Raw genomic sequence first — 23290 nt, 5'->3', positions numbered from 1 at the left:
ATGACTTTGAAATCGCTGTTTAGAAATAATATTGATATGGAATGGATTATATGTGTAGGAATTTTGAGTTGGTTGTATAATCGTTGGAAGTGCTATAATGTGAGCGATATAGATCAAAAGGAGATGTGACGATGGAACTAAAACATATTAATTTAACAGTAGATAATATAGGAGAAACACGTAAATTTTTACAGACTTATTTTGATTTTACGTTAAAGACAGAAGCGGGGAAAAATCCAGAAGTATTGCTCGGGAAAGATGGTTTTATATTAACTTTAATGCAGGGCAAAGATGTGAGCTATCCTAAGACTTTTCATATTGGGTTCCCACAAAAATTAAAAGAAGATGTCGATCATATTTATACGTCACTCAAGGTAGCTGGTTATCAAGTTCCAGAGCCTAAAGTAACACCACATGGATATACATTTTATATCAAAGCACCGGGAAACTTTATGATAGAAGTATTAGCATTTGTATAAATGCTACATTAATAAAAAATACAGAACCATAGGTTAAAAGGCTCTGTGTTAAGATTGTCAGCAAATTCTACAACTTTGTGGTTATTTTTGAGCATGTTTATCGTGGATATAGTGCTTCGGTAGAGATAGCACACAGCATTAACTTCAATCTTCAAAGTGGTATCATGGGTTGAAAAATATTTTGAAGGTTATGGATATTATTCAAAATTTATATTTAAGACTAAAGAATATGATTGATTTATGCGTCTTTATTCTTTGTAATAGACAAATTGAGATGAGGTAGCGAGTAGGTCGCCTTTAGGAGACCATATTTCTGCAGTTTGATCAAAAAAACCATTGTGAAATTGATTTGCAGTTGCATGTCCTAATATGACTTCATTGCCATATGTTTGAAGTTGCTTTGCATCAACATGGAAATAAATCGTGAGCGAAATTGTTCCAATAGGCACAATTTGTTTGCGGCGTACATAAATTCGCGGAAAAAATGCGTCACAAATAGCAGTCAGCGATAGGAAATCGATGTTGCGTTTAGGCTCATCATGAATCCATTGTAACGTCGCAGATGAGGGTACTTCGGTTTGCACATGATGTGAAAATGCTGATGGCAATCCTTGAATAATTTTAATGTCATATTGTTGTACCCAAGATGGCAGCCCTTTTGAAGAAATTGGATATGCCTCTTCAGGATTGGGCACAGCAGGGAATTTTCGCTCTGTTGAAGACCAAGTCTCTCTTCTTTTTGCAAATACTGCAGTTCCTGTAATGACAATTGCATCATCTTGAAATAGTTCAATAAACCAATGTTGGGTAGCGCGATTTGTTCGAGCTGGGGTAGCTTTGATTTCAAAACTACCATCAGAAATAGGTGCAGCATAATTGATGGTTAAAGACACAGGATCTCCAATATGTTCAGTGTGTTGTAAGACTGCGTTAAGCATCGTCGCCGCAGTGATGCCCCCAAAAGGTCCTACCATATTAGCATAATGGTCTGAAGTATGACCCAAGTAATGGTCACCCTTACGAGTTAATTGTGTTGCGATATCAAGCGGATGATTTTCTTTAATAGATTTCATAAGCATGCCTCCAGTAATTCAAACGGATATCTTCCTATTAGTTCATATATAGCCTTAATGTAAAATGTTAACCATAGGGGTTTTTGATGAACTTAAATATTAAAGTCACCATTTTATAAATTAATTTAAAAATTTAACTAAATAAGACACTAGAACCATTAAATACAGATGCAGCACATTGTGAGTTTATAGGACACATGGAGATTTTTGGGTTTTGGATGATAAACGTAGACACCACACTTATATTACAAGCGTGGTGTCTGTAGTCTTTAGTAGCCGTTTAGGCTATATAATGATTGTTTGAAGATTTACTTGAGAGGTCATGAGTTTTAACCTGAACTTTTTTATAATTTAAAGAAGTATGTTAATGCGGTATATTGATATAATCTTGTTGTGCCAAAGAAACAGATTCACCTTGTTGGTGCATCTTTTCAACATGAAACTCGCCCCAATAACAAAGCGACGAAAGAATTTTACCGAGTGATTGCCCATATTCTGATAATTCATATTCTACTTTTGGTGGTACTTGATCGTAAACAATACGATTGATGATACCATCTTTTTCTAATTCTCTTAATTGCTGTGTTAACATTTTTTGTGTGATTGTGGGAATCGCGCGTTTTAATGCAGATGTTCGCATTAGGCCATTATTTTGTAAATGACATAGGATGACGGGCTTCCATTTGCCTCCGATAACATCAATCGTTGCTTCTACACCTATATTATAAGTCTTGCTCATGACTCAACCTCCTTATGGGTACTAAATAGTACCTATAGCACTTTAAAGTGCGTACTTCCTATTATTATATGTGTAGCTTATATTAACACATATACAAAAATAAAAGGAGTAAAATTATTATGAATAAAAACAAATTTGCCATATTAGCTTTAGCAATGTCTGCTTTTGCAATTGGAATGACAGAATTTATTAGTGTTGGATTATTACCGCTTATTAAAACAGCATTTAATACAACAATTCCGCTTGCAGGATTGACTGTATCATTATACGCAGTTGGAGTCACACTTGGTGCACCATTGCTTACGCCATTAACGAACAAAATAAAAAGGAAACACTTATTAATAGGTATTATGTTGGTATTTATTATTGCTAATACATTAGCGGCATTATCTACAACTTTTACTATGTTATTAGCTATGCGTATTTTATCAGCATTAATGCATGGTGTATTCATGTCTATAGCAACTGCTATTGCCAGTGATTTAGTTACACCAGATAAACGTTCGAGTGCAATAGCGATGATGTTTACTGGGTTAACAGTAGCGACAATTACAGGAGTACCGATTGGAACATGGATTGGTCAACAATTTGGTTGGGAAATGTCATTTATTACCATTGCTGTTATAGGACTCATCAGCTTAATTGCAAATATATTTGTGGTGCCAAATGATTTGAATGAGGACGATCAAGCACCGATGTTAGAGCAATTAAAAGTGTTTAAAAATAAATCTTTAATGATGGTATACTTGATTACTGCTTTGGGATATGGTGGTACATTTGTGGTTTATACTTATTTGACGACATTGTTAACAGACGCCTTGCATTATAGTGATGATGCAGTTGTCATATTATTGGTGGTTTATGGGGGTATGGTTGCTATAGGCAATACAATGGGTGGAAAGTTAACAAATCATCATCCAACCAAAGCACTAATTAGTATATTTTCCATTCAAGCTATTGTATTACTACTTGTTGGTATAACAGCCACACATCACACATTAGGTACCATAGCCATTTTAGTCATGGGGTTATTCGCATTTATGAATGTCCCGGGGTTGCAACTCATCGTAGTATTGTTTGCTGAACGAGAAAATAAAGCTACAGTCAATTTTGCATCAAGTTTAAATATAGCCTCTTTTAATATTGGGATTACATTAGGATCTGTCATTGGAGGGTATGTACTAAATCAATTTACTATTACAATGACGCCTTACTTTGGATTCATAATGGTCATAGTAGCAAGTGCAATGATGTATGTGATTTATAAAAAAGAAAATGAAATACAATTAAAAGTATCAAATGGATAATATAGAGTTATTTTTCTTCTGTTGTATAGTTATAATATATATTTGCTTTGAAAAATCAATTATCAATTAACATGAATACCTTTTCATAATTAATTATCTTTGAATTAATTCGAGAAAAAACTTAAAATTGAAATTGAGAAATATATATTTAAAACTAATGAGAGAAGTGAATGTTTATGAACGTAAGAGATGCATTGTTTGAAAAACTAGAAAGCAAAGAGAGTGACATGGTCAAACATAGACGCTATTTGCATCAACACCCTGAGTTATCATTTGAAGAACAGCATACTGCGCAATATATTAAAGACTTTTATAAGGGCAAAGATGTGACTGTGACACAACCTGTTGCTGAAAGTAATGCTGTCATTGTAGAAATCAAAGGTGGTAAATCAGGAAAAACAATTGGTCTACGCGCTGACTTTGATGCTTTACCAATTAATGAAGAAGCTGACGTGCCATTTAAATCTTTAAATGAAGGCGTGATGCATGCATGTGGTCATGATGCACATACAGCTTATTTATTAGGTTTAGCAGATGCTTTAATTGATATTAAAGACCAACTTGCTGGTAACATAAAAATTATTCATCAACATGCTGAAGAAATGCCTCCAGGCGGTGCAAAACAAATCGTAGAATCTGGTGTATTAAGTGACGTCGATGAAATTTATGGTATCCACGTAGCTCCAATAGTAGGACCAGAAGTCATTGCTTATAATAAAGGAAATGCATTCTCAGGTAGTTCTACATTCACATTAACAATTAAAGGATTAGGTGGTCATGCTGCTAGTCCCCATAAAACACGTGATGCATTAGTTGCAGGTACCAATTTCGTTAATACATTACAAACCATTGTTTCTAGAAGAATTGATCCATTAGAAATGGGTGTCATTACAGTTGGTGCATTTGATGCTCCAGGTGGCTCAAATGTTATCCAAGATACCGTGACAATTAAAGGGACTGCACGTTATTTAAATAATGATTTAGAGCAATTTATGTATGATGAAATTGAAAAAGTGGCGAAAAGTGTAGCTGTTGGGTTTGATATCACATATGATTTAGATTATCAATTTGGCTACCCAGTACTATACAATCATCCTGAACAAACACAAAATGTTGCAGATGTGTTAAGTACAAGTACTGGTGATTATTTTGAGCATTTAGTAGAAATCCCACCAGTGACTGGATCAGAAGATTTCGCATATTATTTAAAAGAAATCCCAGGTACTTTTTATATTGTAGGCTGTAAACCAGAAGAAGTAGAAGAACCATATATGAACCATCATCCTAAATTTGAAGTGAATGAAGATGCATTGCTAGTTGCAGCAAAATCATTAGGCGAAATTGCTTTAAATCGATTAGCTGCTAGAGAATAAATCACTCGTAGATTAACAAAGGAAGTAAATTCAAACAGCTGAATTCACTTCCTTTGCTTTTAAGTAATGATATAACTCGCAATATATAAAGAAGCCTTACAACGTATATGTCGTAAGGCTTCTTTATATTTCTTATAATTATAATGTTCGACGTGCGGGTTTGGTTTCGTCTGATAGTTTAATTGATAATAATAATGCTATGACTGAAATACCTGTTGCAACCATAAATGTTACGTTAACACCATGAATAATACCCTCAATACCTTTGTTAGGAATTGCTGATACTGACATTAAAGTAATAAATACAGCTGTACCAATAGCACCTGCCATTTGTCTAAAAGTATTGTTCATTGCAGTTCCGTGCGCAATGAGATGGTTAGGTAATTGATTGATCGCTAACGTTGTCATAGGCATCATAACCATTGAAATGGATATCATACGTAAGGCATTACCTGTTGCAACCATAAATGTTACGTTAACACCATGAATAATACCCTCAATACCTTTGTTAGGAATTGCTGATACTGACATTAAAGTAATAAATACAGCTGTACCAATAGCACCTGCCATTTGTCTAAAAGTATTGTTCATTGCAGTTCCGTGCGCAATGAGATGGTTAGGTAATTGATTGATCGCTAACGTTGTCATAGGCATCATAACCATTGAAATGGATATCATACGTAAGGCATTACCTGTTGCAAGATAAGTGAAGCTCGTGTGTGTCGTAAGGAATGCGAAAGGTACTGTGGAAGCCACTAAGACGACCAAACCTATACGTGCAAGCCATTTACCACCGAATCTATCAAATAAATAACCTGTTATAGGGTTCATAGCCCCCATAATAATGGCACCTGGTAATAATACTAAACCAGATTCTAGAGCAGAAAAATGTAACATGTTTTGCATATATAACGGCAAAATAATATTTGTAGCAATTAATACGCCAAATACAAACATACTTAGTACTGTACCTAATGTATAAATACCATAGCTAAATACTCTAAATTCAAGCATTGGCTCTTTCAGTTTTAATTGACGACGAATAAATGTCACTAGTGAAATTATTCCGATTGCGAGTGGGGCGATAAAATTAATACTTGCCCATCCTGCTTCTCCAACAGTACTAAAACTGTATAAGAGACCGCCAAAACCTAATGTTGATAGGATGACTGAAGTGATATCTAATTTTGGATTTGTTGTTTCTGTAACGTTTTTCAAAAGGAAAAATGATGTGATGATAATAACGATGGCTATAGGAAGTACAACGTAGAAGACACTTCTCCATGATAGATGTTCTACTAAAACACCTGATAAAGTTGGTCCAATCGCTGGGGCAAAAGCTATGACTAATCCAAATAGTCCCATTGCTGTCCCGCGTTTTTCTACTGGAAATAGTAAGAATAAAATTGTCTGCATAAGTGGCATCATAATACCAGCACCTGCAGCTTGTAATACACGTCCAATTAACAATGTTGAGAACTCAGGTCCAACAGCACAAAGTAATGTACCTATGGAGAATATACCCATTGCGGTTAAAAATAACTGCCTCGATGTGAAGCGTTGAATTAAAAATGCAGTAACTGGAATCATTATTCCGTTAACTAACATGAAAATAGATTGTAACCATTGTACTGTACTTTCCGATACTTGAAGATCTTTCATAATTGGTGGTAACGCTGTACCAAGCAATGTTTGGTTCAAGATCGTAATAAAGGCCCCTGATAACAGTACGATAAACAAGGGAACTCTTTTTTCTACATGAAATGTTCCGTTTTCGGTCAATAGACTCACTTCTTTCATAACAAATTACACATTAGGACATTGTACCATTTAGACAGTAAATAAAAAAGTTTTCTGTTTGTGAATTTTAATATTTATATATTGAAAATCAATGATTTAATATTTTATAGACTAAAAAGCGATAAATATTTAAATTTTCTGAAACTTATTTTTTTAAGTTTGTATTTATTTTGTATAATGTCACCTTAGTAGGTTTATAGGTACATAGAGATATGAACAAATGGTTTGTTTCATCTTTATATTTATAGTTCAAGGATAAAATTGTTAAAGCAATCTTATATATACATTAGTAATTAAGAAAAGATAGTATACTGTAAATGTTATTAATAAAATAGGAAACGCTGTGAAGTCAAAATCATATCTTTTTACATATGAAAAGTTTAAAATTATCATGAAAATGTGTTGTAATATTTTGAAAAATTAAACTGAAATGTCTTTGTGGGATATAATTACAGCGAGAAAAACTGAATCAAAGATATGTGATTTAAGGAGCGTAAGAAATGGATAAAAAAGATTTGATTGCACCAGAACAATATAATATTGTTAGCGAAATTGAAAAATTTGCAGTAGATTCAACGAAAAAAGCTGTTATTTTTGAAGATGAAGCAGGTGACAAAAAAGAAGTGACATATGCATCCCTTATAAAAAATGCAAATAAAGTAGGGAATATGTTTTTAAATCATGGCTTAAAAAAAGGTGACAAGGTACTCATAATGATGCCGCGTTGCATCGAAACTTATGAAATCTATCTTGCGGCATTAAAATTAGGTATTATAATTATTCCTAGTTCTGAAATGTTACGTACTAAAGATTTACAATATAGAATTACACATGGTGAAGTCAAAGCTATTGTTGTTACAGCAGATGGTATTAATGAATTTAAAGCAGTAAAAGAATACGATGCTTTAACGAAGTTTATCGTTGGTGGTAAGCTAGAGAATTGGTTCACAGTAGAAGATGAAAAGGCTACAACAACAGATCAATTGGATATTGTTGAAACATCGCGTGATGACGTAGCATTGCTTTCATATACTTCTGGCACAACAGGCAATCCTAAAGCTGTTGTACATTCACATGGTTGGGGTTATGCCCACATGCAAATGGCACCAAAACATTGGTTGAGTATTGAAGCAGATGATCTTGTGTGGGCTACAGCTGCACCAGGTTGGCAAAAATGGGTGTGGAGCCCATTCTTATCAATAATGGGATCAGGTGCGACTGCATTTGTATATAATGGTAAGTTCAATGCTGAGAAATATTTAGAATTACTACAAGCGTACAAAATTAATGTCCTGTGTTGTACACCTACGGAATATCGCTTAATGGCCAAGTTACCTAATTTAACTGATTACAATTTAAAACATTTGCATAGTGCGGTTTCTGCGGGAGAACCTCTCAATAAAGAAGTTGTTGAGAAGTTTCAAAATAACTTTGACCTTACAGTTAGAGACGGCTACGGACAAACTGAAAGTACGTTATTAATTGGATTCTTAAAAGGTACAGAAAGTCGTCCGGGTTCAATGGGTAAAGCAATTCCAGGTAGTCATGTAACGGTGATTGACGATAACGGTAATTTTGCTGAAACTGGTGAAGTAGGTAATATTGCAGTACCCGTGGATTTACCTGCACTATTTAAAGGATATTATAAAGATCCTGAACGTACAGAAGAACCTAAAATAGGTGAATATTTTACTACGGGTGACTTAGCTAAGTTAGATGAAGATGGATACTTTTGGTTTGAAGGACGTAAAGATGATATCATCATCAGTTCAGGATACACGATTGGGCCATTTGAAGTCGAAGACTCACTTACTAAACACGCTTATGTTAAAGAATGTGCTGTAGTTGCAAGTCCACATGAAATTAGAGGAAACATTGTTAAGGCATTCGTCATTCTTCAAGATGATGTTGCAGCTGATGAAACAACGATTAAGACACTACAAAATTATGTGAAACAAGACGTCGCTCCGTATAAATATCCAAGAGCAATTGAATTTGTAGAAGACCTTCCGAAGACAAACTCTGGAAAAATTAGACGTATCGAGTTAAGAGAAGCGGAAAAAAAGAAAAAATCATAAGTGATATGAAATCACCAATGTAAGCAAGGTGAAGCTGATACGAATAGAGCGAAAAGAAGCCTGAGATGTAATGCTATTTTACATCTCAGGCTTTTATTATTGTCTAATATGCTAAGTTTTTATATTGATACAAACTGATAAAGTAAAAAACTAGGAAATTGAGATGAAATTTCGCAGGCTATTATTTATATTTTTGAAATTTTAAATGTTTTATAATCAAAAAAATATTTAGGTGAGCCTAAAGTATGATTGTGTGCAAATAACAAGTATGTTTAACTTGAATTTAGATGCTTAGAGGGGGATAAACAACATGAAAAAATTTATAAAATATTTGCAAGAAAGGAGTGGGAATTTAGATTTAAGTTTAATTATAGGCTATGCATTGCTCGGTATTATTGGCGTTATCATGGTCTATAGCGCGAGTATGGTGTCTGCTTCTAAAGGCACATTAACCAATGGAGTACCCATTGCAGCAAACTACTTTATGAAAAGACAATTTTTATTTTTTATGATGGGATTTATTATTATTTTATTTATTAGTATGTTTCTTAACATTAACATATTAAAAAAAGTGAGCGTTCAGAAATTCATAGTACTAGCCACATTAGCTTTATTAGTGTTAACGCTTTTAGTTGGTAAAGAAGTCAACGGCTCAAAAAACTGGATTAATTTAGGCATATTTAGTTTACAGTCCTCAGAATTTTTAAAACTAACTTCTATTTTTTATCTCTCTTACATTATTGATAGGTGGCTTTCGATTAAAAGAGACTATAAATTGAAAAATTTGATTCCTCCGTTAGGGATTTTAGGCATAGGGTTACTATTTGTGTTAATGCAAGGTGATTTAGGGGGAACGCTCCTTACAGTTGCCATTATTGCATCGATGTTAATGTATTCTGACATTAAAAATAAAATAAAGGTGCAAATATTCACTATAACTTCTATTCCGACAGTTTTATACATACTTTATACACTCATTTTTGATGCTAAAAATCTATATAGAATGAAACGGATCAAAGTAGTGTTAGATCCATTTAAATATGAAAATGGTGACGGATACCAACTGACCAATGCTTTGACATCTATTAGTAACGGTGGATTGTTTGGTCGAGGTTTAGGAAATGGCATTTCAAAATTAGGATATTTACCTGAGCCACATACCGATTTTATTTTTACTGTTATTTCTGAAGAAACTGGATTGATTGGAGTACTATTTATTCTAATGATTTATGGTTTTATATTATTCAAAGGCCTTACTTATGCAAATAAGACGAATAATCATTTTTATAAATTGATTTGTATAGGTGTTGTGAGTTATTTATTTATGCAAGTATTTATAAATTTAGCAGGGATTTCTGGCATGATTCCATTAACTGGAGTAACTTTACCGATGTTGAGTTACGGAGGGTCTTCTATAATGAGTATTAGTATTGCATTAGGAGCTATGATAGCAGTTATAAGAAATATAAAAAGAGAAGCTATTGTGAAATGAATAAAGCGATAGTACCACGATGATGAAATATATAAATAGCGAGGAGGAAACTCGATGAAATTATCGAAGAAAGGTAAAATCGTTTTGGCTTTATTAATAGTTGTGATAGCTATATGTGCATTTTTGACATATAAAATATTGCATTTTAATAATGCTATCCACGATTCAAGCGACAATAGCAAAGCGTTAAAGCAAGTCCAGAAAAAAATTAAAAATAAAGATCCTATTTCAATAGCGATATTTGGGGTTGATTCTGATGTTAAAAGAGCCAAAGCAAATATGGGACAAAGAACGGATACATTACTTATCGCTTCAGTGAATCCTGAAAATAAAAAAACAAAATTAATAAGTATACCTAGAGACACAAATAGTAAGATTGTTGGGTATGGCGATCGTGAAAAAATCGCTCACGCATATGCTTATGGTGGTCCTAAAACAGCGATAGATACAATTGAAAATAATTTTGATGTACCTATAGATGCTTACGTCACTGTTGATATGGATGGTTTTGAAAAGGTCATAGATATCTTAGATGGTGTAAATGTTAAAAGTAATGCAACCTTCGAGTACAACGGATCTAAGTTTCAAAAAGGTGATTCATTACATCTTAACGGCAAAGCTGCATTAGATTATGTTAGAAGTCGTAAAGAAGAAGGCGCTGGAGGCGATGAAGGTAGGACAGCGCGTCAAAGACAAGTTATCGCTGCAGTGTCTCAGTCATTGAGTGATTCGAAAAGTCTCATAAAATTAAACAAAATACTTAAAGTAAGTGAAAATAATGTTAAAACAAACTTTAATGTGGCTGATTTAAAATCGCTGTATAGTCATTATAAAGGGGCAACTCAAACGATAGATAAAATTTCTATAGATGGTGAAAATGAAGTGGAAGATGATGGTATTTGGTATTTTGAACCAGATATAAATGATAAACAGCAAAAAATAAAAGTATACAAAGATAATTTAAAGTAGCAGGGTGATGAGGAGTTGTATCTTATCCAAATTTCTCGATGCTCTGAATATAAAGACACAAGTCATGACTTGTGTCTTTATTTATCCTTTTTTGCTTTTTCTCAAATTTAAAACATTTACTACATCTTTAATATAGGCGCCCTTTAAATGATAGCTCCATCTATAAATAGCATAACTTGCTAAAATACAAATGATGGGAAGGACAATCATAATAAACCGTAGACCATTTTTCGTAAGATCACTTTGCTGACCACCAGGTTCATAACCGAATAGGGTTAGACTCCATCCAGTGACTAACCCAGAGACAGCCATAGCTGTTTTCATTAAGAATGTTTGAGTTGAAGTAATGACGCTTTCGTTTCTTTGTCCGAACTTTAATTCACTGTAGTCTATAACATCCGCAATTGAAACAGTAATAATTCCCATTATCAAACCAGAACCTATTTTGATGAATATTGTACCTAGGATTACTGGTAATATAGCTTTAGGTGCCGTATAACTCGCAATGAGCAATATGATTAATCCAAAAATAAGACTGATTGTTGCGAGAGGAAAGACGCGTTCTCTTGTAAGTAGTTTTGATACTTTAGGAAACAGGAAGAGCGCAATGATTTCCATAAATCCCATACCATTGTAAAGCGCAAATAAAAATTTTGATTCAGCCACATAGCTGAAATAATAAATAAGTACATTGCCGATAAATTGTGTGCTTAAGAAAAAAGTGACAATAATGCCGATATAAGCCAGGAGTTCTTTATTCGTAAATAAGATTCTCCATATATCTTTGAACCTAAGTGTAATACCACTTTCAATATTAGTAGGTGCTTCTTTGACGTTTTTAACAGTGATACCAATTGTTAAATTGAAAAATAATATGATAATAATAGTTAAAATAAAAAATCCAACAGACTGATTTCCATTACCGAACAATTTATCTAGGTAAAATACAGCAGATAAACCAATAGACCCAAGAATCAGGTTTGCTAAACTCGCAAAGATACGTGGTATGACTGACACTTCTTCACGTTCGGTAGGATTATTTGTGAGATTTGGTAACCAAGACCAGTAAGGCACATCCATCATAGTATACGTCATGCCCCACAAAATATACATAATAGAAATAAATACATATAAAGCAGTGCCAGTTAATTCGAAATTAGTAAATAAAATTAGTGTGATTACTGAGTTTATCAGTGTTCCAATAATTAACCATGGTCTAAATTTACCCCATTTTGTTTTGGTCTTATCTACTATCATCCCCATAATAGGGTCATTAATGGCGTCCCAAATACGAGCAACAAAATACAAAGTGCCAACAAAACTTGCTGCAATGCCTAATATATCAGTGAGATAATACATGAGATAAATACCGATCAAGTTAACCACTAGATCTTTACCAAATGCCCCAAAGCCAAATGAATATTTTTCTTTCTGTGTTAATTGCTTTTGCAATGCTATCACCTCTTGAGTCATTCCAACCAATATTATAAGTGTTTATATATGAGGGCTGGATGCCCTCATATAAATTGGTCTAGACTTAATTAAACTATCAATTTTGAGTACAGTACTTCTATGCATTTATGGATACTGGCGAACGATTTAATTTAATGTTTATAGTAATAATCGTATTTTCACCCTCCATCATTTGATAGCGTTAATCTAGTTACTGCGTATCTGAATGGAATAATTATTTATATTTTGGTAACCCATCCCCATGTGCTTCTATTAAATCATCACATAATGAGATGATGTCGTTGATAGATAATTCAGAGGCCGTGTGTGGATCTAGTAACGCTGCTTGATAGATTTTGTCTTTTTGTAATGTTAAAGCAGCTTCAATCGTCAATAATTGTGTATTTATATTGGTTCTATTAAGGGCAGCAAGTTGTTCAGGAAGTTTACCTATATAAGTTGGTGAGATGCCACTTGCATCAACTAAACAAGGCACTTCAACGACGGTGTTTTCAGGTAGATTACTAATTAAACCGCCTGTATTCAAGACATTTCCACCAATTTTAAAGGGTTTATTGGTTTCCATAGCTTCAATAATATATGAACCGTATTCATGTGAACGTTCGTGTGTGAGATGTTTATCATTAACAATATCATCGCGCATTTGTTTCCAATCCTCAATTTGCTTTACGCAACGACGTGGATATTCATCTAAAGGAATATTGAAATTTTCAATGAGTTCAGGATAGTTACTTTTAATAAAATAAGGATGATATTCTGCATTGTGTTCAGATGATTCAGTAACGTAGTAGCCAAATTTATCCATCAATTCAAAGCGTACCATGTCCTCATGTGTAGTTTGTTGTTTTGCTTGCGCACGCTTTTTAATTTCTGGATAGAGATCCTTACCGTCTCGTGTGATTTCAAGCAACCATGCCATGTGATTGATACCAGCAATTTTCCATTGAATATGATCAGTAGGCATTTCTAATGACTCAAGTAGGTCATGTGCACAGACTTGAACACTATGACATAAACCAACGGTCTTAATACCTTCTTGTAGCATGATGTTTGTTAATACCGCCATGGGATTGGTGTAATTTAAAAACCAAGCATCTGGACAAACCGCTTTGATGTCACGAGCAAAATCTTGTATGACAGGAATGGTTCTAAGATTACGGAAAATACCCCCGATGCCCAATGTATCAGCAATCGTTTGGCGTAAATGATATTGTTTAGGCACTTCGAAATCTATAATTGTAGAAGGATCATAACCTCCAACTTGAATTGCATTTATGACATATTTTGCTCCTCTCAAAGCTTCTTTACGATTGTGGTAAGCCTTGATTTTAACAGTTGAATTTAGATTTTCTTTTAGATTGTTTAACATGCGTTCTGAGTCTTTTAAACGTTCGTCATCAATATCAAATAAAGCAAATTCAAAATCTTGTAAAGATGCTACAGTCATGCAATCTCCTAAAACATTTTTTGCGAAAACTGTACTGCCAGCACCTAGAAATATAATTTTATTCATATAAGCCCCTCCTAAAATGAGATGAATGATTGTTATAAATGAAAGTGATATTTTATTCGAAAATTCAGATAAATGAATCTGCACTTTTTCGATGGCTATAGCTTATCTATAGATTAGTGGCTTTATAAGTAACATTCAATCGTAAATAAATTGAAAAAGGGTAATATATTGCTGTCCATCAGTCGATAAATATTTTGTTTACTGACATAATTGTTTTCTCTTTTCGATAACGGTTTGGTGAGACGCCAACAATTTTTTTGAAAACTTTACTAAAATAATTGCTTGAAGTGTATCCAACTTCTCGGGAAATACATTCGATATTTTTCTCATTAGATGATAATAAAAGTAGTGCCTGTTTTATTCTAGTTTTTGTTAAATAATGAATAGGTGTTTCTTTTACTATGATTCCAAATTGGCGAGTGAAGTGGTATTTCGATAAGTTTGAGACCTTTACAATATCATCTAATGAAATATCTTCATGATAATGTCTTTCAATAAATTGTATTGCTTTGACGATTGGAAGAGGGAAGTCATTGGCTTGTTGATGCCCATATTCCACATGTTCTAAGCATTTCATAATAAATGTATAGGCGCAGGACGAGGCTTCATAGCCATGATTGATGCCAATAGTCTCTAATTTTTCTAAAGTATCTATGATGTGTTTGATTGGTTCGGAATGTATAGATAATTTTAATATTTGGCCATAAGTATCCATGATATGATGGCATAATTCAGCAGCTACTTTGCCGTATATTGTAAAATACAAAAACTCCCATTCATTTGAATCTTTGGGTAAATAGTAGCAATGGTTACTTGGCACATGTACTAAGAATGCATCTTCAGGTTCTAAATGGAATGTTTCATGTTCGATTTGGATAGTCCCTTTACCTTTTAATGTGTATTGAAAAATGTATATATCTTTTTCACCACGTTTGCAACCATGCCAACGATAATCATGTGTTTTTCTCAACTCGTAACCGACGGCATTTAATCCAGCAACCTTATCTTGATAGTCTCCTTTGAATCTAAAACCGTATGAATTGTGTTTTATTAATTTTCCCAACTTAGTATCCCCCCAATAGTTATTGCTAATATTACCATGGTTTATTGTTTGAATAATAAAGAAATAGAAAGCGGTTCTCATTTTTAGCAAGTCATTGCAATCGTTATAATATTTTACTCAAAGAGTAGCTATAGTCGTATCCTATGGTGTGTGCTAAAATTCGAGATAACGTAAAATGATATTGCATGATTTAAATACAGTAAAGATATTGGAGGCAGTTTTATGTGTACAGGTTTTTCTATATTATCTCCGCAAAAAGTTAATTATTTAGCGAGGACAATGGATTTTGATTTTGAATTTAATGGGATTCCTATCGCTGTTCCCTCCCGTTATCATTGGGAATTTGATATCGCAGGAATCCATCAAATGCAATATGGCTTTATAGGTACAGGTGTAATGGTAGGTAAGTATCGATTTGGTGATGGTGTGAATGAACATGGTTTAGCAGTATCAAACCATTATTTCACTGGTGAGGCGAGTTATGCTGAAGAACTGCGTGAAGATTATTTTAATATGGCGCCAGAGGAGTTTATATTATGGGTGTTGGGTTTCAATGATTCTATAGCCATGTTGAAAGAAAAAGTTAATCAAGTCAATATAGTGGCCTTGGAAAATAAAGCGTTAGGTAAGGTCCCACCGTTGCATTTTATTATCACTGATGAAACTGGAGCGACGATTTCAATTGAACCTAATCACGGATTACTCGTAGTCAAAGATAATCCTGTACATGTACTAACTAATAATCCCAAATTAGAATGGCATTTAGAAAATTTAAGAAATCATGTGCATGTATCACCAGTCAGTGGACAACAAAAGCAATTTGGCGAAAAATTATTCAGTACGCTTGGCGTAGAAGGGGGCACACATGGTTTACCTGGTGGTTTCACTTCAGAAGAACGTTTTGTAAGAGCGGCTTATTTACGTCATCATTTAGAATTAGATACAGAGCAGGAATTTAAAAATTTAAATAACTGCTTTAAAGTTCTCGATAATGTGAGTATACCAAGAGGTGCTGTAACAGAAAATGGTGTTGCACATTATACGCAATATCAATGTGTGATGGATTGTAAACATCGTTCGTATTTCATCAAACCATATAATAGTAGTGATGTATTCCAAGTAGATTTAAATGAAACGCTATTAAATAAGAAGGAAATCACTTATTTTTCGCTAGATAAGCCATTCTCTACGCAACGTTTAAATTAAGTAGAGTGCCATTTTGAAAAGGTTAAAGTAATAATATAATTCACCCTATCATGAAGCCAAATGAGCACTTTGGATATGTAAACGATGACGTGAATTATGTTGAATATATCAATAGCGTAAGAGGTGTGTTTATGAAAAAGAAAGAAGTTAGTATGTCAGAGCTGTTCTTTGATCTTGTATTCGTATTTGTGTTTACATCTATTAATCAAACAGTAGAAGGTGTGTCTGAAAATCTTGCATCCATTGAAAGTCTTGGAAAAAACTTTATGATGTTTCTGATATTTTTTGCAATATGGGTTTATAGAACATTATTGGTGAATCGCTTTTTTGAACAAAAGTGGTATCAATATTTGTTTGTATTTATAGATATGTTTTTAATACTATTACTATCTAAATCAATTAATGAAAACTTTCAAGTTACATTTAAACCCTTCGTGATTATTTCAGCAATTATCTTTTTAAGTATTGCGATTCAATACCTCATGAACTATAAATTGAACCAGACATCAGTTACATTTAATTTGGTAAAGGTTTATGTAACGGGTCCTGTGATGATGATTTTTATATCATTAGTAGCGTTATACTTACCGAAAGGTGTCAACTTTTGGATATATTTTATTGGTATCGTTATAATGGCTGTTTTTCCAATATTATTCCTCAAAGTATCAAAAGATAATCCAGTATTCTTTGAACATTTTTCAGAACGTTTAAGCTTATTTATCATTTTGTTGTTTGGCGAGGGCATAGTTCAGATTGTTAATAATATTCATATACAACATATAGAAATATTAGATTTGGTATATTTTATTTTGGTCATTAGTCTATTTATGATTTACACATTACATTATAAAAAAAGCCTAAATCGTCAACATAAAGCTGCAACTGGATTTGCAAGTGCATACCTACACTTAGTACTTGTCTTTACATTAGATTTTATATTCTTAGTGATGAATAAAGTGTTGGCAGGGCACTCACTAAGTGAAATAGAAATTTACGTTTACACAATTGCCTTTTGTGTATTTTTGTTAGCGATATTTGTAGATACGATGTTGCATAGTTCAGTGATTAAACATAAAATCCGCTATATTGGACTCATTTTTATCGCAACAATTATTGGCTTATTAGTTACAAACATCTATTTAGTAACGATTATAGAAATTATTGGAATTTTGGCGCTTTGCTTAATCTTTTATACAGAAAAAAATCATACTAAAAAGCCATTACACTAATGTGTTAAAGTGTTTGTGGTGATGATATGTCAGAAATTTTGACGTAAATCAGCTGTGCTTTGATAAGTGAAATTCTTGACAATTACGAATATTAATTATAAGTTATAAACATTCAATAAAAATATTATAGTCAGTGAGTATTGTTTTTTATGAGTTTGGAGCTTTAGCAAAGTGTTAATAGAAATATTGGCAATTTGAAAAGGTGGACGATATAACATAGAGAATAAAAATCATACGGCTAATGATGTAAAACATAACTTTAACTATAAAGCTTAAAAGTAAATATAGGTAGCAAAGCAAAACATTTTGCATAGAAATGCGTTGTAATGAAGCCGACAATAATAATAAATCAACTGTGATTTATTATGTATTGTTGGCTTTTTTTAATGAACCTAATGCTCAAATGGACAAAATACCAGTACAAACGTAAATAAATTATCATTTCTTAGACAGGAGGAAGCCATCATGCTTACATCGTTCAATGTATCCATATTATTCATCATATTTTTTATCGCACTTTTAATGTCTATTATAAGTGGACTTGTTTTTTTAAATTCACGTATGCCACTTTCATACGTACGTATACATATTTGGTTCATAGCGCTTCCTCCATTTGTAGCATTTATTGGACTTATCTTCGCCCATAAAAATATGGCAGTCGGTCTCTGGTATTCGGATGTACTCTCTTGGTTAATGTCATTTTTTGTGTTAATTATTGGTGTCATTATCCAGCGTTATTGTGTGCGTTATTTAATGGGAGATCGTAGTTATAGAAAATATTTTACTTTATTTACTTTGACAACAAGTTTTGCAGCAACGGCTTGGTTAACAGGTGACTTACGTATCATGGTCATAAGTTGGGGGTTAACATTAGCGTGTTTAACTATACTTATTAGTTTGACAAGTGCTTGGAAAGTGACGAAGGCAGCTGCCAAAGTTACTAGAAAATTATTCTTGTTAAGTTGGATCGCTTTATTAATTGCAGTGCTATGGATAGCTAGTCTTACTGGAGAATGGCAGTATATAGACATCTTTACCAATACGAATTTAGGCCAAATAAATGGATGGGAACGATTTGGTATTAATTTACTCATCATATTGGCGGTGATGATTCCGGCAGCGCAATGGCCATTTCAAAGATGGTTGATAGAATCTGTGGCTGCACCTACGCCAGTATCAGCAATCATGCATGCAGGTATTGTAAATGCAGGTGGGATTATGCTGACGCGTTTTTCACCATTATTTAACGGTGACATTGCTACACTCATTCTATTATTTTTTGCAAGTGTTTCTGTATTGATGGGAGCAGGTATTAGTTTAGTGCATGCCGATTATAAACGTCTTTTAGTTGGGTCAACGATAGGGCAAATGGGCTTCATGTTAATCCAATGTGCATTAGGGGCATATATACCAGCAATTATCCATTTGATTTTACATGGTTTGTTTAAAGCAACGCTCTTTTTACGTTCAGGTTCAGCAGTCCGTCACTTTAGTGTGCCGAATCGAGCTAACGAAAGGATGTCTTATCTGTGGATCATATCCGGACGTGTATTAGCATTGCTCATAGGTTTAGGATTTTGGTTAAGTGCTCCAGAAGAAGGTTATCGTATCGTTAGTGGATTGATATTGGCTTGGTCACTATCTGTATCTTGGACACAACTCGTCGCATTTGGTGAAGGTAAATTTGGGCGCATCATAGGCTTGGCGCTCTTAATTGTTGTTGGTTCAGTTTATTATCTCGTGCATCATTATTTCTCAGTCGAATTGCATACGATTTCGTTCCAAAGCGTGCAACCACCGACATTTGTAATTATAGTTGTCGCAATGATCCTCTTACTTGGTAGTGTAATGAGTACTTGGGTGGCACGTCATCGTTCTTCTACTGCGTTTTCAATCATGTATCTATGGCTTGTACGCTTAGGTGATGCCAAACCAGAGACAGTCGAACGTCATCCAAATTATTTAAAAAAATATATTTCAAAAGGAGGACACTAAAATGGGAGAAGCAAGAGAAACGTCACAACAACAGGCTATTGAGGATTTTGATATGATTTCATGTGCTAGCAATGCAAGTAAGGTTATTGTGCCTTTATCGCCCATTTCGGTGTTTGCAGCACGCAGTCCTTGGTCTAAATTAGAACACAAGACCTTTGATGAAGTAGCACAAGGTTTGAAACAAGCACGTGATGTAGATATGTACCCAGCGGTGGCAACGATATTAGAAGCTAAAAAACAAGGCGAAATAGATGAAGACGTGTTAACATCTCTATTTACACAATGGTTAGAAGCGACAAATATTGTCATACCAAGAGCACAAGCAGAACAGTTTGGACGTAACGCATTAAAGTTAGAGCCTTTGATTGCGACGAAAGCAGAGCAACAACAACTTGAAGAATTATCAAGTGAGTTGAGGGAAATATTTATAGATAATAATGAGCCTGAAACTATAACCCCATTAGTAAGTAGTTATGTATTAGATGAAGATGACAAAAAAGTCATTGATACAGTAGATTATCATATTATCAAATGGTGTAAACTCTATTTTGATGATGCTCAATCAGGCTGGACGATGCCAAATAGAGAGCGGGGATTGTTCTCGGCATGGAAACGGTTGGTTAAACATGATCCAGCATTAACGAAATCGCAACGACTACGGTTAAAAAACTTGCCTAGTCATCCAGAAGCATTAATTGAGGTTGTATTATCCAAATTACAAATTACTGAAGAACAAACACAAACGTATTTTGAAAATCACTTACTGTCGTTACCAGGTTGGGCGGGGATGATATTGTGGGAAGAAGAAAATAATACGCATGTAGATGGTTTGCTATTATCATACCTAGCCATTCGTTTAGGTATGGAATGGTCCTTAGTAGAGCCATACTTACCTGTGAGTCAACCCGATACACGTTCATCGATACAAATAGAGGACTGCATTCTATCATGGTCAAGATGGGGCGGTATTTCGCTAAAAGAGTGGAGCATGCTTAACTCATATGAACAAAAGCAATATATTATATTTGCAACGCAGCTTAATCAGCGCGAATGTCGTAAACTTTGGTTAGAAGCTTGGGAAGCAACTTATAATCAGCAGATGAAAGAAATGATTGTTTCACAGCAATTAGACCAGCAACAAAAGGAACACACGAAAGTACAAATGGCATTTTGTATAGATGTGAGGTCTGAACCATTTCGTCGTCAAATTGAACACGCAGGGCCTTTTGAAACAATAGGGATAGCTGGATTCTTTGGTCTACCCATTGAAAAATGTGAGTTGGGTAACCATCATAGTCACCCGTCGCTGCCAATCATGAATCAACCGCTTCACAAAATTAAAGAGTACACTTTAAAACGAGAGCCAACCGCATTTCAACAGCGTAAACATACGCTTGAATCAGTTACTTACACATTCAAGAAAATGAAACAAAATGCATTGCCAAGTTTGCTATTACCTGAACTCAGTGGTCCTTGGCTAACATTACAAATGTTTTCACGCAGTTTTATGCCAAAGCATGCAGGTCATTTGATGCGTAAATTCTACGCTAGATGGTTACATAAACCAGATGATACAACGTTAACGCTTAACCATCAGCACCATTATGAAGACGGATTGCCTGTAGGATTTACTGAGGAAGAAAAGGTAACATATACGCGCGATGCCTTACGATTAATGGATTTAACATCCGATTTTGCGCCTTTAGTTGTATTTTGTGGGCACGGAAGTCACAGTGCAAATAACCCATATGCGGCTGCCTTAGATTGTGGCGCTTGTGGTGGAGCAGCAAGTGGCTTTAATGCGAAAGTGTTAGCACAACTATGTAACTTGCCTGAGGTGAGGTATGGCCTGGTACAAGAAGGTATTGTTATTCCTGAATCTACAGTATTTACAGCTGCAGAACATAAGACTTCTGTAGATGACTTACATTGGATTTATGTACCAGAATTAAATGAAGCGGCGCAAGCATCATTTGAAATGATACAAGCAGCTATGCCTGCTATTAGCTATACAGCAAACAAGAAACGCTTGGCAACATTACCACACAATACATCGTCACATAAGCATCCTGTAAGTGAAGTCCATAACTTAACGAATGATTGGAGTGAAGTGAGGCCAGAATGGGGTCTTGCTAAAAATGCTGCATTTATTATTGGTCAACGAGAATTAACAAAAAATAGTGATTTACAAGGACGGGTGTTTTTGCATAATTACGATTGGCAGCACGATAAAGATGGCAGTATTTTAGCTACTATTATCAGTGGACCAGCTACCGTGGCACAGTGGATCAACTTGCAATATTATGCCTCTACAGTCGCACCACATTATTATGGTAGTGGTAGCAAAGCGACACAGACTGTAACATCTGGTATAGGTGTAATGCAAGGTAATGCGAGTGACCTGATGACTGGCTTACCATGGCAATCGGTTATGTCGTCTGATAACAAAATGTATCATTCACCGATTAGATTATTGGTTGTAGTGCAAGCACCTCAGCAATGGATTGCACAGATTTTAGAAGAAAATAAAGCATTTCAACAAAAAGTTAAAAATGGATGGATCAGACTTGCGAGTGTAGATGAATTTGGCCAATGGCAAGATTGGTAATAATCAAAAAAGGGATCAACCTAGTATTAAATACATTGAAAATTAAAAAGCGCAAAATTACTTCTAAATAATTATCATAGAAGTATAGAGAAAAATATATAAAAATGATAATGTTATCTTTGTTGATAACACTTTTCTAACTTATGTAAAATTAAATTTGCTTCTACAGGAGATGCATACGATATGAAAACAACTAAAGGCACTTATGAGTCTGAAATCAGCAAAGCAATTACACAATGGGAAAAAGACTTCCTAGGCCGCGGATCTCTTTCTGTAAAAACAGATATATTGCGCGATATGATAATCGTAAGTTTACAAGGCGTATTAACACAAGCAGAATACAAAGTTTGTGAAACAAATGAAGGCTTATTAACAATTAAAAAAACACGTTCCAAATTAGTAGAATCGGGTATAGAAGCGCTTAATGATATTGTACTATCCGTCACAGGTGAACAAGTTAAAGGTTTTCATACAGATTTAAGTTCACGCACAGGTGAACGTGTAATGATTTTTAAACTTTACAATGATTTAGAAAAACAATTCTCAGAACAACATAAGTCATTATAAAATAATATCCCTCAATTTATTGAGTTCCTTTCAATAAATTGAGGGATATTTTTATATATTAAAAACGCTACAATCGTTAATTATTGAACTGTTAAAGATAAATGCCATAAAAAAATGCACTTACCGATGTAAGGGTCAGTAAGTGCTTGTTACTTATAAGTATTAGGAAACGTTATGTACTAAAAAGACTAATGTTATATAAATAATAGGGTGTTAAAGAATCATAATTTTTAATTAGCGCTCTTAGTGCGTGCGTTTATTTATAATGATAAAACGTTTGAATTTAAGTGTTTACTTATAGAACGTCATAGTATTTTGAATTAGTA

Annotated in this window: 17 protein-coding genes; 11 read left to right on the top strand and 6 right to left on the bottom strand. The window is 34.0% G+C overall.

Annotated elements, in window-relative coordinates:
• Positions 1-131 precede the first annotated feature (131 nt).
• Complete coding sequence (locus QMO72_RS12680; protein ID WP_103267120.1) at positions 132-479, top strand: VOC family protein; 348 nt, start codon at positions 132-134, stop codon at positions 477-479.
• Positions 480-727: 248 nt separating this feature from the next.
• Here the strand turns inward: QMO72_RS12680 and QMO72_RS12675 are convergent, their stop codons facing one another.
• Both QMO72_RS12675 and QMO72_RS12670 read right to left on the bottom strand, forming a co-directional pair.
• Positions 728-1552: an acyl-CoA thioesterase gene (locus QMO72_RS12675; protein WP_103267121.1), complete on the bottom strand. Its 825-nt coding sequence runs from the start codon at positions 1550-1552 to the stop codon at positions 728-730.
• A gap of 364 nt (positions 1553-1916) precedes the next feature.
• Positions 1917-2291 (bottom strand): winged helix-turn-helix transcriptional regulator, encoded by a 375-nt coding sequence (locus QMO72_RS12670; RefSeq protein ID WP_069824656.1) that lies wholly within the window; start codon positions 2289-2291, stop codon positions 1917-1919.
• A gap of 119 nt (positions 2292-2410) precedes the next feature.
• On the opposite strand from QMO72_RS12670, the gene QMO72_RS12665 reads away from it, so the two are divergent.
• Complete coding sequence (locus QMO72_RS12665) at positions 2411-3598, top strand: MFS transporter (RefSeq protein ID WP_103267122.1); 1188 nt, start codon at positions 2411-2413, stop codon at positions 3596-3598.
• Positions 3599-3774: 176 nt separating this feature from the next.
• A complete protein-coding gene (locus QMO72_RS12660; RefSeq protein ID WP_103267125.1) occupies positions 3775-4971 on the top strand; it encodes an amidohydrolase in 1197 nt (398 codons plus the stop codon).
• A gap of 138 nt (positions 4972-5109) precedes the next feature.
• Here QMO72_RS12660 and QMO72_RS12655 read toward each other — a convergent pair whose 3' ends face one another.
• Complete coding sequence (locus tag QMO72_RS12655; protein ID WP_433963170.1) at positions 5110-6771, bottom strand: MDR family MFS transporter; 1662 nt, start codon at positions 6769-6771, stop codon at positions 5110-5112.
• 500 nt (positions 6772-7271) lie between these two features.
• Here QMO72_RS12655 and mbcS point away from each other — a divergent pair, with 500 nt between their 5' ends.
• The 3 genes from mbcS (at position 7272) to QMO72_RS12640 (ending at position 11310) form a co-directional block, all read left to right on the top strand.
• Positions 7272-8849, top strand: coding sequence for an acyl-CoA synthetase MbcS (gene mbcS, locus QMO72_RS12650; protein WP_103267727.1), 1578 nt, complete (start codon positions 7272-7274; stop codon positions 8847-8849).
• 310 nt (positions 8850-9159) lie between these two features.
• Positions 9160-10341, top strand: coding sequence for an FtsW/RodA/SpoVE family cell cycle protein (locus QMO72_RS12645; RefSeq protein ID WP_103267726.1), 1182 nt, complete (start codon positions 9160-9162; stop codon positions 10339-10341).
• 54 nt (positions 10342-10395) lie between these two features.
• A complete protein-coding gene (locus QMO72_RS12640; RefSeq protein WP_103267725.1) occupies positions 10396-11310 on the top strand; it encodes an LCP family protein in 915 nt (304 codons plus the stop codon).
• 81 nt (positions 11311-11391) lie between these two features.
• Here the strand turns inward: QMO72_RS12640 and melB are convergent, their stop codons facing one another.
• From melB to QMO72_RS12625, 3 genes are all read right to left on the bottom strand, one after another.
• Complete coding sequence (melB, locus tag QMO72_RS12635) at positions 11392-12762, bottom strand: melibiose:sodium transporter MelB (protein WP_103267724.1); 1371 nt, start codon at positions 12760-12762, stop codon at positions 11392-11394.
• Between the two features lie 235 nt (positions 12763-12997).
• Entirely contained in the window at positions 12998-14296 is a 1299-nt protein-coding gene (locus QMO72_RS12630) for an alpha-glucosidase/alpha-galactosidase (protein ID WP_103267723.1), read from the bottom strand.
• Between the two features lie 178 nt (positions 14297-14474).
• Positions 14475-15359, bottom strand: a complete 885-nt coding sequence (locus tag QMO72_RS12625) for an AraC family transcriptional regulator (protein WP_286093194.1) — start codon at positions 15357-15359, stop codon at positions 14475-14477.
• A 222-nt stretch (positions 15360-15581) separates the two neighbouring features.
• On the opposite strand from QMO72_RS12625, the gene QMO72_RS12620 reads away from it, so the two are divergent.
• The 5 genes from QMO72_RS12620 (at position 15582) to QMO72_RS12600 (ending at position 22964) form a co-directional block, all read left to right on the top strand.
• On the top strand, positions 15582-16565 hold the full coding sequence (locus QMO72_RS12620; RefSeq protein ID WP_103267721.1) for a choloylglycine hydrolase family protein: 984 nt from the start codon (positions 15582-15584) through the stop codon (positions 16563-16565).
• Positions 16566-16696: 131 nt separating this feature from the next.
• The gene (locus tag QMO72_RS12615) at positions 16697-17794 is read left to right on the top strand and encodes a low temperature requirement protein A (RefSeq protein WP_103267720.1); all 1098 of its coding nucleotides are present in this window, start codon (positions 16697-16699) and stop codon (positions 17792-17794) included.
• Between the two features lie 465 nt (positions 17795-18259).
• Positions 18260-19789 (top strand): NADH dehydrogenase subunit 5, encoded by a 1530-nt coding sequence (locus QMO72_RS12610; protein ID WP_103267719.1) that lies wholly within the window; start codon positions 18260-18262, stop codon positions 19787-19789.
• A gap of 1 nt (position 19790) precedes the next feature.
• On the top strand, positions 19791-22397 hold the full coding sequence (locus QMO72_RS12605; protein ID WP_103267718.1) for a DUF2309 domain-containing protein: 2607 nt from the start codon (positions 19791-19793) through the stop codon (positions 22395-22397).
• A 183-nt stretch (positions 22398-22580) separates the two neighbouring features.
• Entirely contained in the window at positions 22581-22964 is a 384-nt protein-coding gene (locus QMO72_RS12600) for a Na-translocating system protein MpsC family protein (RefSeq protein ID WP_069824668.1), read from the top strand.
• Positions 22965-23290: the final 326 nt, after the last annotated feature.

Origin of the sequence: Staphylococcus casei, from assembly GCF_030294405.1 — a bacterium.
In the GTDB taxonomy this organism is placed as follows: Bacteria; Bacillota; Bacilli; order Staphylococcales; family Staphylococcaceae; genus Staphylococcus; species Staphylococcus succinus.
This window is presented reverse-complemented; position numbering and strand designations above follow the sequence as displayed.